Origin of the sequence: Paenibacillus sp. PSB04 (genome assembly GCF_025809195.1) — a bacterium.
Taxonomy (GTDB): domain Bacteria; phylum Bacillota; class Bacilli; order Paenibacillales; family Paenibacillaceae; genus Paenibacillus_AQ; species Paenibacillus_AQ favisporus.
Genome location: NZ_CP081301.1, coordinates 6,900,712 through 6,914,192, shown reverse-complemented (window position 1 = coordinate 6,914,192; position 13,481 = coordinate 6,900,712). Strand labels below are relative to the sequence as shown.

Genomic DNA, 13,481 nt, shown 5'->3' with positions numbered 1-13,481 from the left:
GAGGCATAACATTCGGATTCAGCCCGCTGCCGATCATGCGCAGCGGGTTGTTTGTATGGACGAGGGTTGATACAATGGGGTCCGGCCAACGATTTTATAATAAAGACAGGATGATGAAGCACATGGCACTTAAGCTGCCTGCTGCCTTTCAGGAACGGATGCGTTCCTTGCTGAAAGAGGAGTATACCGATTTTATGGATTCGTATGACCGTGTGCCGCGCAGCGGCATCCGGGTCAATACGCTGAAAATTTCCACAGAAGACCTGCTGTCTATCGCCCCATGGGATTTGCGGCCGATTCCCTGGTGCGGGACAGGCTTCTATACCGAAGCGGGTGAACGGCCCGGCAGGCATCCGTATTACCATGCGGGCCTTTATTATATCCAGGAGCCAAGCGCAATGGCTCCGGTGGAGCTGCTTGACGTAACGCCGGGAGAGGCCGTACTGGACCTGTGCGCCGCCCCTGGAGGCAAATCGACGCAAATTGCGGCCAAGCTGCGGGGGACAGGCATGCTGGTCTCCAATGATTTGAATGCCGACCGGACCAAGGCGCTGGCCAAAAATATTGAGCTGTACGGCGTCCGCAACGCGGTCGTGCTCAATGAGCATCCCGACCGGATCGCGGAGAAGTTTCCGGCCTTTTTCGATAAAATTCTGATCGACGCCCCTTGCTCTGGAGAGGGGATGTTCCGCAAAGACGAAGCGATGATCAAGGAATGGGATGGGGATTCGCCTCTGAAGTATGCGGACATGCAGCGCGGCATTCTTAGGGCAGCCGCCACGATGCTCAAACCCGGTGGACGGATCGTGTATTCGACCTGTACGTTTTCTCCGGAAGAAAACGAAGGGATGATTGCGGAATTCGTGGCAGGTCATCCTGAATTCCGCGTGCTTCCGGTCGGAGGAACCGGCTCTTTTGCCGCAGGGGAAACGGATTGGCTGAAGGAACAAGGCTCCGGATTCGGGCATATTCCGGATCAGGTTTGGGAGCAGGTTCGGGGCACAGCCCGGCTGTGGCCGCACCGGATTGAGGGCGAAGGGCATTTCCTGGCTGTCCTTCAGCATGAGGTGGACCCTAAGTCTGCCGCCGAAGCGGAACGGGCCAGAGATACGCTGCTGAGCAGCACGGCTCCGGCGGAGTCCGCCGACCGGCCTAAGGGAAAGGAACGGCCGACGCGAAACGTCAAGCCCGTGAAAGGAAAACCGCCGAAAAAAGGTGCGGGGAATCAGGGCGAAGCCGCACCAACGGCCGCGTATGAAGCTTTCATCCGCGAACATCTCCTTGGCTTCGTGCCGGGGGGCCATACGGTCGTCTACGGCTCCCATATTTATCAATCGCCGCTGCCGCCAAGCCTTCTCGACGGGCTGAAGGTCGTCCGCCCCGGCTGGTACATGGGCGATGCCAAGAACGGCCGATTCGTTCCCGCCCATCCGCTGGCGACGGCGCTGCATCCCGGTGAGTTCATCCGGGTCATCCGGCTGGACTCCGGGAGCGGCGAAGCCGTGCGTTATTTGAAGGGGGAAACGCTGAGCATTCCCGAGGAACGCGTGGAATGCGGAGGCGAAGCTTCGCCCAAGGGCTACGCCCTGGTTTGCATCGACGGCTATTCAGCCGGATGGGGCAAGTGGCAGGAGGGCATGCTGAAGAACGAATATCCGGCAGGCTGGAGGTGGACATCCGCATGAGCAAGCAGGGCAGAACGACACTGCGGTTGGACAAGGTGTTAACGCATATGGGATATGGCTCCCGGAGCGATATCAAGAAGAAAATCAAACAGGCGGGGGTTACCGTCAATGGAGTCCGGGCCAAGGACAGCGGCATGCATGTCGACCCGTATAAGGATGACATCCGGATTGACGGGGAACAGGTGCAGTATAAGGAATTTATCTATCTCATGCTGCATAAGCCGCCAGGCGTCGTATCGGCGACCGAGGATACACGGGACCGGACCGTGCTGGATCTGCTGGAACCGGAGCATTTGGCATTCGAGCCGTTTCCGGTCGGGCGGCTGGATAAGGACACGGAAGGCCTGCTGCTGCTCACCAACGACGGCAAGCTGGCGCATGAGCTGCTGTCGCCCAAGCGGCATGTTCCCAAAACATACGAGGCCGTCGTATCCGGCGACGTGACCGAAGCCGATGTACAGCAGTTCGCCTCCGGGGTCACGCTGGACGACGGTTATGTTACGCTGCCCGGCGAGCTCACTATTTTGCGCAAAGAGCAGCAGGGGGAAGGAGTTGTCTCCCACATCTCCCTTGTGATCCATGAGGGGAAATTTCACCAGGTGAAGCGGATGTTCCAGGCTGTCGGGAAAAAGGTCACCTACCTCAAGCGCGTGCAGATGGGGGAACTGAAGCTGGATGAAGGCTTGCGCATCGGGACTTACCGTGAGCTGACGGAGAATGAGCTGCTGCAGCTCGGGAAGGATGAAATATCCCGATAACATTGGCATACTACAATAGACCAAAGACCGGCTCGCTTTAGAACAGATAGAGATATTACGGCAAAGGATGGATGGAGCATGAAATACAAACTGATTGCATTGGATGTCGACGGCACACTGCTTAATGATGAGCATGAAGTAACCGAACAGACGCAGAAGACGATTCAGGAGGCCGCGCGTCAAGGCGCTGAAATCGTGCTGTGCACCGGGAGAGGACCGCAAAATTCCATTCCGTTTATGGAACAGATGGGGCTCTCCGGCTACGTCATCAGCCATAACGGGGCAGCGACAGTGAAGGTGGACACCCGGGAAGTGGTTCACCAATATGCGATGGACGCCAAGGCGATCGTGCCTTACCTGGATTACTTCCGGAAGGAAGGCGTGCATTTTGACGTTAATACGGCGTTTCAGATGTTTGTCGACGACGTTGAGGGACTGGCCGTGGAAGTACGCAGCATGTATGAAAACTATCTGATGCTGCCGTCGGTTCTGCCGCCGCTGCGTGACCTGAGTGATCCGATCGTCAAGGTCACCGCGTTTGGGCAGCCGGACACGATGGACCAGGTACATCAGGACATCGCGGCGTGGACGCCGGAATTTAACATCCTGCGGAGCGGCGAATATTTCGTCGACCTGATGCATCCGGAAGCGTCCAAAGGGAACGCCCTGAAGCATCTCGCTGAGCGGCGCGGCTACCGGCAGGAGGAGATTCTGGCAATCGGCAACTATTATAACGACATTACGATGCTCACCTACGCCGGCCTTGGCGTGGCGATGGATAACTCGCCGCTGGAGGTTAAGGCCGCAGCTAATGAGGTGACGGCTTCGAACAATGAGGACGGCGTGCACGCGGCGCTGCTGAAATACTGTTTGTCGTAATGAAAAAAAGAGCCTTCCTACGGCTTCAGCTTGGTACACGCTGGCGTAGGGAGGCTCTTTGTTGTTGATGGCCGATTACGGGGCGGCTAGTGCTGCCGCAGGCCTTTGGGCAGGTGGTTTTTGAGCTGCCCGCTGCTGGCTTTGCCCCAGCCGAGCGGCAGGCCGTCCACGGCCGCGAGCACCCAGCCCTTCAGGGAGGCGTCGACCTGAAGGGTCTCGCCCCGCAGGTAGGCGGAGACCTGCGGGTCCTCTGCGGCCAGCGTGATGCGCTTGGCCGCCTGCTGCGGGGAGAGAGCGATGGCGAGCGCATGCGCCGGCTCGATCCGGTTTTTCTTGAGGTGGGCCAGGTGGAGGCCCGCCCGCGGCACTTTCAGGCCCTGGAGCTGCTGTTCCTGCAGCAGCTCCCCGCCTGGAAGCAGGTACAGCGATTCGCCGAACAGAATCGGCGTACCCGCCGGCAGCGCGAAGTCCGGCAGCTCCTCATCCGCCCAGGCCTGGAACGCCTTCAGCGCAGACGTGGCGTCCTGGAGGCCGGCTCCCGGCTTGCCGTTTCCGCTGCGGCCTTTTCTTCGCGGCCGCTGCCGCTCGCTTGGCGAGGCCTCCAGGGTCTGCCCGCCACCGCTGGGTTCGCCCCGTTTCTGGAGGAGGGCGACAAAATGCCCTTCCCCCGCCTCGCGATGCGGCCACAGCCGCTTCATGGCGATGATTTCCATATCGGCATAATGAGCCGTAAAGCGCTCCATCATGTCTTCATTCTCGCTGCGGTTAAACGTGCAGGTTGAATAAGCCATCGTACCGCCGGGTTTCAGCATGGCGTATGCCTCCTGCAGAATATCCCACTGCCGGGCGGCGCACAGCTCGACCAGCTGCGGCGTCCATTCCGCGATCGCCCCGGAGTCCTTGCGGAACATGCCTTCGCCCGAACATGGGGCGTCCAGCATGATCCGGTCAAAAGCCTGCGGGAAACGGCGCGACAGCTCGTCCGGTGCCGCGCTTGTAACCACAGCGTTAGTAACGCCCATACGCTCGATGTTCTCGGCCAAAATTTTTGCCCGTTCCGGGTGGATTTCGTTCGAGACGAGCAGCCCTTCGCCCTTCATTTTCGAGGCGATATGGGTACTCTTGCCGCCTGGCGCCGCGGCCAGGTCCAGGATCGTCTCGCCGGGCTGCGGATCGAGCAGCTCCACAGCCGACATAGCGGACGGTTCCTGGATGTAATATAAGCCGGCCGTGTGGTACGGATGCTTGCCGGGCCGGACGTTCTCCCCGTAATAGTAGCCGGTGCTGCACCAAGGAACCGGGGTCAAGCCAAACTCCCGGATGACTGCCTCCTTGAGCTGCGGCACGCCCGCAAGCTTTAAGCCGTTGAACCTGAGCCCATGCGTTCTCGGCTGCTCGTAGCTGTCAAGAAATGCTTCGGTATCGCTTCCCAGCAGCGATTCCATCTGTCTGACAAAAGCTGCGGGGAGTTCCTGTTTACCCATTCGTTACATACTCCTTTATTCAACATCATCATGGATGCGGTTTCTATGTATTCGCGCTTTCCGCCGAAGGGGCCGTCCCGGCGGCTGCCGGCGGATTTGAAGACCGGTATGCGGTCACTTTATTTTTGCCTGTCGTCTTCGAGCGGTACATGGCCTGATCCGCCTGCGAAATGAGCGTACCGGCGTTCGTGCCGGCGCGAAGGACGCTGTATCCGACGCTCAGGGTCACGATCGTTTCGGCTTCGACCCGGGCCCGGATTTGCTCGGCGATCCGGCTGACTTTGGCCCTTTTGTCCACGATGAGGGCAACCAGTTCTTCGCCCCCGTACCGCCCGGCCAGGCCCGTCTCATCGACTTCCTCCTCGATAATAGCGGCCACCTGCTTCAGCACCTGATCCGCTCTGGCATGGCCTTCGGTATCGTTCAGCTTCTTGAAATTATCGATGTCGCAGAAGATCAGCGAGACCTTCAGCCCCTGGTCCACGTAACGGTTCAGCTGCCTCGTAAAGAAGCGGCGGTTGTATAAATTGGTCAAGCCGTCGGTAATGGATGAGCGGTAGATCGACTGCATTTGCTCCACGATCCGCGTAAACAAAATAAAAAAGAGGAGCGTGTAAAACAAGAGCGGCAGCCAGATCCAGATCGCCGGAATCCAAGTCTTTTCCAGGGGGATGAGGTTGTTCAGCAGATGGACCGAAATGTAGATGAAATAGACGGCCAATCCGGCGGTATATTTCTTGCGCTGGCCGACCCGCGGCGCCATGCCGAATAGCCCTATCATTACGGTGCCCAATTGGCACAGGTCTATATAACCCGCCTGCCAGCTTCCGGCCCCTTCCAGAAACCCGGGAGACAGGAGCGGAACGACATACAGAAGCGCCATGACGATCAGGAGCGCCCGCAGCCTGCGGTTCATCCGGTGGTACAGCTGGTACACAGCGAAGTTGAGGAGGAGGAGGGAGAAGGCCTGGAGCCAATCGGCACCTTCCGGATAATTCCCTTGCCTCAGCGATCCGGAGAAGGCGAAATGGATGTTCACCCCTTCGTATGCCATAATGAACAGAAAAGCCGCCACCATGTAGAGATAGGCTTTTTTGCGCTGCCTGCTGTACATCGTGAGACAAATCAGCAGCATGATGAGTATGATATATAAACCTGATGCGGCGGCAATCCCCGGTACAATGGGGGATAAGAATGAAGAGTAGGGCATGGATCGTTCTCCTGCTCTCTTGAATATTCTTTGGATCAGCGGTTTTACTTTACTGAAACATATGTTCTAATATATCATAATTTACAAGATGCCGAAAAGCTAAGAGACCTACAGAAAGGGGTGGTTTTCCCATTATGAGATTGTTACAGGCCCTCTTTTTCCCACCCGAGCAGCCGGGCGGAGTATCCTCCATGATTCCGTATATGCAGGAGCGATTCCAATCATCGAGATGGGATATGGAGCTGTTTTGGCTTCCTAAACGGATCCGCAACAAGGGGCATGAGGAGGTCGTGTTTGACACCTTCGATTGGACCGAGTTCAAGGACTCCCCTGTCGTTCAAAAATATATTCAGACATACAAGGATTACTTGTGGTGGACGCGTCTGCGGATCCAGAAGCCGTATGACCTGATCCATGCGCACCATCCCATCGCCGGGCTGGCCGCCAAGCAGGTTTTTCCCGATACGCCGTTAATTCAGACCATTCACTCCAGTTATGAACGGGAATTAATATTGAACGGACGCATTAAGAACGGTGGGCCGGAGCATCGGTTCCTCGTATCGCTGTATCGGGAGCTGGAGCAGAAGAGCCAGCGCATGCTGACGGTTTCCCGGTCGTTCGCCGGCTATTTGTCGGACTATGTGGACCATCCGGATAAGATTGGGGTCATTCCGAACGGTTTTGACGAAAAGCGGTTCAAGCCGGTTCCCCATGAGAACGAGGTGCCGCAGTTGATTACGGTCTGCCGCCTGGTACCCGCCAAAGGGCTGGATATTTTGCTGAAGGCCTGCGCCGAGCTTAAGAAGAAGGGGCATGACTACGTGCTGCACATCATCGGAGACGGACCGTTCCGCACGGAGCTGGAGAGCCTTGCCAAAGAGCTTGGCATTTATAACGAAACTATTTTCTATGGATACACGCTGCATCCGGAAGAGTTTATGCCGTTTTTTGATATTTTCGTGCTCCCTTCCAGAGCGGAAGCCTTTGGTTCGGTCTTTGCGGAAGCGGCGCTCAGCTGCCTGGCCCTGGTAGGAACCGACGTGGGCGGAATTCCGGAGCAGATCGAAGACGGAGTGAACGGCCTGCTGGTGCCGCCGGAGGACCCGATCGCGCTCTGCGAAGCGCTTGAGAAGGTTATCACAGACCCGATGTACCGCTACGATCTCGCCCGGACGGCCTGGGATAAGGCGAAGAGCCAATATTCCCTGACGCATGCGGTGAATGAACTGAAGAAAATTTATTTATCTTATCAAAAGGTGTAGCGTGCTGGCCGTTCAACACAAAGAGGCAGGTGCTGAGATTTTCAGCTCCCGCCTTTTTTTCTATTTCATGGCTCTGTCATTTGGATATGAACATCAGCTTCAGCACCAATATCAGGCACAGCGCGCCGATAATCGGGTACAGCACGGACAGCAGGGAGCTGAATCCGATCTGGCTCAGCAGAAAGCAGATGAACATGACGCAGACAATCAGAAGCTTTGGCGGCAAAGGAAGATGCTGCTGCAGCTGAAGGGTGACTCCGTAGATGTCGGCGACGAAGGTGCTGAAAATCTCTAAAAAGATCAGCATCACATAAATCAGCTGGATCGTGGTGCCCAAGTTGCTGGCGATGCTGCCCATCGGGATTTCGTACTGCCGGATGCCCGGCATGTGGGCGGACATGGCAACATGCGCGGCCAGCAGCATGAACCCGACGCCGACGCCCCCCAGAATGCCTCCCCATTTAACTACCGTATGGCTGTCCGTCTTGCTTCCAAGGGGGACCAGCACCGCTTGGGCCATGACGAGATTGAAGGCTGTATACAGCAGCGGAGATGTCCATACCGCCGTAAAATGATGGTCGGTCGTAATCCGCAGGAAGCTGTCTGCCCCCGGCATGCGGATCGTATTGAAAATAATGGCCAAAGACAACGTCAGCATCAAAGGGACAACAATGCTGTTCATCTGCACGATGGCGTTCATTCCCCGGGTGAGCAAGACATAGGATCCGACCAGAGTGATGATCAGGCCTGTCTGATAATGAAGGTGTAAATGCTCGACGAAAACGGAGCCGGCTCCCGCTAACATGACGCTGTTTACGCAGATGAGCACGAACATCATCACGATGCTGATCACTCCCCCGGCCCGGTCCCCGAACAAATGCTTGTTGAAATCCTCATAGGATCTGGCCGATATCCGCCGTGAAATGATCATAATCTTGGTCCCAAGCCAAATAAACAGGGCGGTGGACAGCAGAATCGTCAACGTCGCCCATTTGCCGTATTGGGTAAAAAACTGCAGGATCTCCTGTCCGGTCGCAAAGCCTGCACCCACAATGGTTCCGATATATGTAAAAGCAATTTGAAGTACCCTGATCCCGTTCTTCATCGTTATCCTCCCTGCTCCAGGCAGTCCGGTTTGTGTCCTGCCTGTACTACAGGTTATGATGATTAGAGGTAGGACATGACTGGAACCTGTCCATGTCTCATGAAGGCAGTCCATCAGGCGTTTTCCGTGAGCGGCTGCGTTCGAATGGACGAATAGACACACCGATAGGAAAGAGAGGCTTTGTAATGGCAGGGATTACCTTTTACATTGCCCATTACGGGTATGCGGCCATGTACTTTTTGCTGGCCTTGGGCATTCTGGGTATTCCGGTGCCTGACGAAACGCTGATTGTTGCTTTCGGGGGGATGGCTGCGAGGGGTGAGTTCAACTTTGCCGGCGCGCTGGCCGTCACTTTTCTGGGAAGCATGACCGGGATGATGATCAGCTATTCTCTTGGACGCCTGGTCGGGGAACCTCTGCTTCACCGGTATGGAAAATGGGTAAGAATGACTCCGGAGCGGCTGGCTGGGGCGGAAAAGTGGTTCAGGCGTTATGGATCACTAAGCATTATCGTCGGCTACTTCGTGCCGGGACTCCGGCATTTATCTTCGTATATCGCGGGGACGACGAAACTTCCTGTCAGGGCTTATGTGGTGTATGCGGGAGCAGGTGCCGCCTTGTGGTGCACCATCTTTATGCTGATCGGACATGCCGTTGGATACCATTGGAACGAAATTGCCGGGAGGATGACGCACACCACGATCCGGATCGCGCTGCTTGCGGCTCTTCTTGCACTCGGAGCGGCCATTGGCTTGCTTCGGTGGAAGAAACGCTGACATTTGAAGTTATGTATGGAGTTTCCCCTTGAAGTGGGAGCCCAAGATATGTTACTTTTACGTCAAAGGAACGGCGTGGGGGGCTATTGAAATGGATAAGTTAAAAGAACGAATTTTACAAGAAGGCGTCATCGTTTCGGATCAGGTGCTGAACTTGGACGGTCTGCTTAATCACCAGGTGGATCCGCAGTTGACGATGGAGATGGGAAAAGAGTTTGCATCCCGGTTTGCCGAAGCCGGTGTGACCCGGGTCGTTACCGTGGAATCGTCCGGGATTGCGGTGGCCTTTGCGACGGCTTACGAGCTTGGCGTGCCGCTGGTGTTCGCCCGCCGCAAGAAGACGCTGCTGGCCGATCCGGACGCTCTTTGCGAACGGGTTCCTTCGTTTACCAAAGGGATCGTGACGGATATTATGCTGTCGCGTCATTATATCAGCGAACAGGATAAAGTGCTCTTTATCGATGACATCATTGCAAACGGAGATGCTGCGCGGGGGCTTATCAAAATTATCGAACGCTCCGGCGCGGAATTGGTCGGCCTTGGTGTCGTCATAGAGAAGTGCTTTCAGGCAGGGGCCCGGACCATCCGGGAGCAGGGCATAAGTATTGAACCGCTCGTCCGTATCCAGTCGCTCGAAGGCGGCGTCATCACTTTTGCCGATTAAGCCCGGGATGAAAGCCCGTTTCGCCGCATTTTCCGCGGATAAATCGAAACAATTTCTTTCAACCGGCCGTCTTTTGGCTTATAATATGTATTAGATGATCATGAGGGGAGGCAGCACAATGGGGAAAGAACCGGTAACCGAACAGTATTTCATTGATAAATTGGCCAAAGCAAAGGATCACTTTGAAAGAGCGCTTGATTGCAAGCATACCGAATTCGATGACCTCTATCCCTATATTATAGAGCATCCTCAGTTTTTTTGGTATAAACGTTACGTGGCCTGGTCAGAACTGCTGACCATCGTGGGCATGTGTGATGAGCTAGACTTCTCCTGGAAGGAATTGTTTACCCCTCATCAAGTTGAATATCTGGAAAAACGAGTGATGTCGTCGACGGTGCTCGATTATTGGTACGAGAAGAACGACAGTAAAGAACACGCACAACGTTAATTGCTGAGCGTCACCGAGAGGTTCAGTTGATTAATATACACACCTTTATACCAACACATTCAGGATCAGCGGCCGATTGGCTGCTGGTCCTTTCTTATAATATCAGAAAAGTATAAACGCCAGAGCATTGCTTCCTGATATTGCAAGAAAAATTACCTCTAAACGCGGTCTGTCTTCTTTGAAGGTACGTCGATAGACGTTTTTCTTAATCATGCCGGATGACTTTAACGAAAAATGCCATTGAACCCGCTCAGTCTTGTGTATAAAAAAGGTCGGTACACACCGATTCCATTGTAAGATATGCGGGAAAAGCATATACTTATCGATGTTCACTACATGAAGAGATTGCTTCAAAAGCAAAGGAGGATTGGAGATGATCAGCGATGAGGAATTGGATGCGTACCGCCAATCCGGAGAGCAGGTCCGGGTGGTTCGCGACGGCATCGAAAGCAATGATGTGACCGGGATTGTTGTGGCTTGGGACGGCAGCCAGGTGCTGATCCGCCGCCGCAACCGCAAAGTGGTCAAGCTGGACCGGAACTACTTGTTCCAGCCTGCGAGCGCTCCGCGTCAAAGCCCTCTGGAATAATAGCAGAGCCGTCTGGTTCGGTTCCCCTTGGTTCATATGGGGGACTCCAGGCGGCTCTTATGGTTTGGAGCCCTCCTGAAAATAGGGAGCAGCGGGATGGTCCATATGGGGAGTAAAAGAAGAGACGGGAAGGAGAGAACGGTCTTCGGGAGAGAAAGGATCCAGCCCGAGATAAACTCTCATCCGAACGAGCATCTCGTTACGAAAAGCCGGCCATAGGATATTCATTTCGTCGGTATAGCCTCTGCAGGAATATTCCGCCTTGACCCCGGTATCATCTTGTAAGATTCGAAGGATCCGGATCTTGCGTCTTCTCATTTCCCGCTTGACTTCAGCGAGCAGCGTGCCGGCCTGCCGGTCGCCGTTCACAATCAGTTCCGAATACAACTGGGGGGTCTTGAATACGCCGCTCTCCTCCATAATCCGAATGTCCCGTTCGAAAACTTTATGAATAAAAATCAGGAGCAGATAACTCTTAATCAGCGATGTCTCTTCCGACGTCATGCCGGGTGCTGCCATACATATCACCACCTGTACGAACTTATGTTCTTATTTTACCCGCAAATGCTTGGATTATTCAATAGATAGGAACTGGAAATTGTTTAGAATGAAGAGGAAATTAAACTTTTTTTGAAAAAGTGTTGACTATACCTGTCCAGCATGGTATGATCTATCTTGTCGCCGCGAAAGATTGATTCTTTCAAAGAGTGACCGACCGATTTGCGGTCGTGGCGGAATTGGCAGACGCGCACGGTTCAGGTCCGTGTGGGCTAACCCCCCGTGGAGGTTCGAGTCCTCTCGACCGCATACATACATAAGGCGTTCCCGTTTTGAACAACGGGGACGCCTTTTTGTGTTATTTGTTATTTCCCGTATCTTTCCTGAGAGGGGAGTAGCGGGGATTTTTGCTATACATAATTCCTCCAACTTCCTCAAACAATGAAACCACATCGTGGAGATACCGAGTAAAGGAGGAAGTTGCTTGAGTACATCATCTTTCAATAAGCTGCATCGCGGCTGGCGGAATATTGCGGCAGCGGGACTGGCGCTTACGGTTGCGCTTTCTGATCAAACCGCCCTCGCGGATGGGGAACGATCACTGGCGGCGGAGCGGGTCTTCAACGAGCAAGCGGAGGAGCCCGGGGCAGACCAGCGGCAAAGTGACATGAAGCCGGATAAAAAGGTTGCGATCATCATCGACGACTTCGGGAACGGGCAAGGGGGAACCGAAGAAATGCTGTCCCTGCCGATTAAGCTGACCGTGGCCATCATGCCGTTTCTTCCTACCAGTAAAACCGACGCGGAGCTGGCCCATAAACAGGGGCATGACGTCATTGTCCATATGCCGATGGAGCCCAAGCAGGGCAATCCCAAGTGGCTAGGTCCCGGTGCCATTACCTCCAATATGAGCAATGAGGAGATTCGCAAACGGGTGGAGGAGGCCATCGACAACGTGCCGTATGCGGTCGGCATGAACAATCATATGGGATCGAAGATTACCGGAGACGAACGGATCATGTCCATCGTGCTGGAGGTCTGCCGCGAACGCGGGTTGTTCTTCGTGGACAGCAAGACCAACTACCATTCCGTTGTCGGCAAGCTGGCCGTTCAGATGGGAATGCCTCCGGTGGCCAATAACATATTTCTGGACGACCGGCACACCGTCAGCCATGTCAGCAAACAAATGAAAGCCGTTGAAACCTGGGCGAGCGAACATCAGAACTGTGTAACGATCGGGCATGTCGGCGTGCAGGGGAAAAAGACGGCGGAGGCCATTCGCCAAAGCATCACCGGTATGCAGAATTCCGTATCTTTTGTAGGAATCAGCGATCTCGTCCGGGATATCTGGGATTGGAAGCCGGCGCCTATATTGCCGTCAAATAATAGCTGATTCCGTTCGCGATGGCCTGCGCGATCTTGAGCTGCCCGCGCCGATTGCACAGCATCGCCCGGTCTGCGGCATTGCTGAGAAATCCGGTCTCTACGATAACCGCAGGATCTTTGACCTGGTTCAGCAGGTAAAACGGGCTTCCCAGCCGGATGCTTCCCTTCGTCTGGTACAGCGGGTTAAGCTGCTGCTGAATGCTGTCCGCAAGCAGGACGCTGCGCCCTTCGTTCTGGTGAAGCACAAGCGCCCCGTTCTTTGAAGGATTGCGGCCCCAATTGACGTGAAGACTCACGACAATCAGGGTCGGCAGCTGATGGCTTAACTCCTTCCGCTGCGCGAGATCGCGTTTATGGCGGGAAGAGCTGCGGAGCCAGTGATTGTCGTCGCTGAGGGCGTAGTCAGCCGTCCGGTTCAAGACCGCGTCGTACCCCTGGCTGCGCAGCAGCATAAACAGCTTCTGGGCGATGGCGAGGTTAATGTCCTTTTCCAGAATGTTCTGAAATGAAGTCCCTCCGTCAACACCGCCATGTCCTGCATCCACGATAATCACTTCATGCGGAAAAGCCGGATGCTCTGGATAGGCGGTCGTACTTTGGTCACCGGGGCCAGCGGCCCAAGCGGACGAGCTGCCTGCGCACAACATTGCCGGGATCAGGAGGATGGCGGCGATCAAGCTTTTGATAGGCATAAAGGATGGCCCTCCTTTCGTTAAACGGGATTGGAGCGAATAATT

General features: G+C 55.0%; 14 protein-coding genes and 1 tRNA gene. 10 read left to right on the top strand and 5 right to left on the bottom strand.

The window, feature by feature from the left end; translation table 11 throughout:
* Window positions 1-122: 122 nt before the first annotated feature.
* From K2F33_RS31675 to K2F33_RS31665, 3 genes are all read left to right on the top strand, one after another.
* Entirely contained in the window at window positions 123-1,685 is a 1,563-nt protein-coding gene (locus K2F33_RS31675) for an RsmB/NOP family class I SAM-dependent RNA methyltransferase (RefSeq protein WP_263880540.1), read from the top strand.
* On the top strand, window positions 1,682-2,443 hold the full coding sequence (locus tag K2F33_RS31670) for a pseudouridine synthase (RefSeq protein WP_263880539.1): 762 nt from the start codon (window positions 1,682-1,684) through the stop codon (window positions 2,441-2,443). The genes K2F33_RS31675 and K2F33_RS31670 overlap by 4 nt, the downstream gene beginning before the upstream one ends.
* A 78-nt stretch (window positions 2,444-2,521) precedes the next feature.
* Entirely contained in the window at window positions 2,522-3,322 is an 801-nt protein-coding gene (locus K2F33_RS31665; RefSeq protein ID WP_263880538.1) for a Cof-type HAD-IIB family hydrolase, read from the top strand.
* Window positions 3,323-3,408: 86 nt separating this feature from the next.
* Here the strand turns inward: K2F33_RS31665 and K2F33_RS31660 are convergent, their stop codons facing one another.
* On the bottom strand, window positions 3,409-4,806 hold the full coding sequence (locus K2F33_RS31660; RefSeq protein WP_263880537.1) for an RsmB/NOP family class I SAM-dependent RNA methyltransferase: 1,398 nt from the start codon (window positions 4,804-4,806) through the stop codon (window positions 3,409-3,411).
* Window positions 4,807-4,849: 43 nt separating this feature from the next.
* Window positions 4,850-6,016: a GGDEF domain-containing protein gene (locus tag K2F33_RS31655; RefSeq protein ID WP_263880536.1), complete on the bottom strand. Its 1,167-nt coding sequence runs from the start codon at window positions 6,014-6,016 to the stop codon at window positions 4,850-4,852.
* A gap of 134 nt (window positions 6,017-6,150) precedes the next feature.
* On the opposite strand from K2F33_RS31655, the gene K2F33_RS31650 reads away from it, so the two are divergent.
* Window positions 6,151-7,278 carry a glycosyltransferase family 4 protein gene (locus K2F33_RS31650; RefSeq protein ID WP_076170217.1) on the top strand — a complete coding sequence of 376 codons (1,128 nt, stop codon included), beginning with the start codon at window positions 6,151-6,153 and terminating at the stop codon, window positions 7,276-7,278.
* 76 nt (window positions 7,279-7,354) lie between these two features.
* Here the strand turns inward: K2F33_RS31650 and K2F33_RS31645 are convergent, their stop codons facing one another.
* Window positions 7,355-8,383, bottom strand: a complete 1,029-nt coding sequence (locus K2F33_RS31645; RefSeq protein WP_263880535.1) for a YkvI family membrane protein — start codon at window positions 8,381-8,383, stop codon at window positions 7,355-7,357.
* Between the two features lie 185 nt (window positions 8,384-8,568).
* Between K2F33_RS31645 and K2F33_RS31640 the strand changes: the two genes are divergently transcribed.
* The 4 genes from K2F33_RS31640 to K2F33_RS31625 all read left to right on the top strand — a co-directional run bounded on the left by K2F33_RS31640 (window position 8,569) and on the right by K2F33_RS31625 (window position 10,860).
* Window positions 8,569-9,159, top strand: a complete 591-nt coding sequence (locus K2F33_RS31640; protein ID WP_263880534.1) for a DedA family protein — start codon at window positions 8,569-8,571, stop codon at window positions 9,157-9,159.
* 91 nt (window positions 9,160-9,250) lie between these two features.
* Window positions 9,251-9,823 (top strand): xanthine phosphoribosyltransferase, encoded by a 573-nt coding sequence (locus K2F33_RS31635; RefSeq protein WP_076170214.1) that lies wholly within the window; start codon window positions 9,251-9,253, stop codon window positions 9,821-9,823.
* A 118-nt stretch (window positions 9,824-9,941) separates the two neighbouring features.
* The gene (locus K2F33_RS31630; protein ID WP_076170213.1) at window positions 9,942-10,271 is read left to right on the top strand and encodes a hypothetical protein; all 330 of its coding nucleotides are present in this window, start codon (window positions 9,942-9,944) and stop codon (window positions 10,269-10,271) included.
* Between the two features lie 373 nt (window positions 10,272-10,644).
* Window positions 10,645-10,860, top strand: coding sequence for a hypothetical protein (locus tag K2F33_RS31625; protein WP_076170212.1), 216 nt, complete (start codon window positions 10,645-10,647; stop codon window positions 10,858-10,860).
* A gap of 57 nt (window positions 10,861-10,917) precedes the next feature.
* Here the strand turns inward: K2F33_RS31625 and K2F33_RS31620 are convergent, their stop codons facing one another.
* Window positions 10,918-11,379 carry a YhjD family protein gene (locus K2F33_RS31620; protein WP_263880533.1) on the bottom strand — a complete coding sequence of 154 codons (462 nt, stop codon included), beginning with the start codon at window positions 11,377-11,379 and terminating at the stop codon, window positions 10,918-10,920.
* 203 nt (window positions 11,380-11,582) lie between these two features.
* Here K2F33_RS31620 and K2F33_RS31615 point away from each other — a divergent pair.
* Window positions 11,583-11,667 (top strand) — tRNA-Leu (locus tag K2F33_RS31615).
* 175 nt (window positions 11,668-11,842) lie between these two features.
* Window positions 11,843-12,751, top strand: coding sequence for a divergent polysaccharide deacetylase family protein (locus tag K2F33_RS31610; RefSeq protein ID WP_244879191.1), 909 nt, complete (start codon window positions 11,843-11,845; stop codon window positions 12,749-12,751).
* On the opposite strand, the gene K2F33_RS31605 is transcribed toward K2F33_RS31610, so the two are convergent.
* Complete coding sequence (locus K2F33_RS31605) at window positions 12,726-13,391, bottom strand: N-acetylmuramoyl-L-alanine amidase (RefSeq protein ID WP_412974026.1); 666 nt, start codon at window positions 13,389-13,391, stop codon at window positions 12,726-12,728. The genes K2F33_RS31610 and K2F33_RS31605 overlap by 26 nt on opposite strands.
* Between the last annotated feature and the right edge of the window lie 90 nt (window positions 13,392-13,481).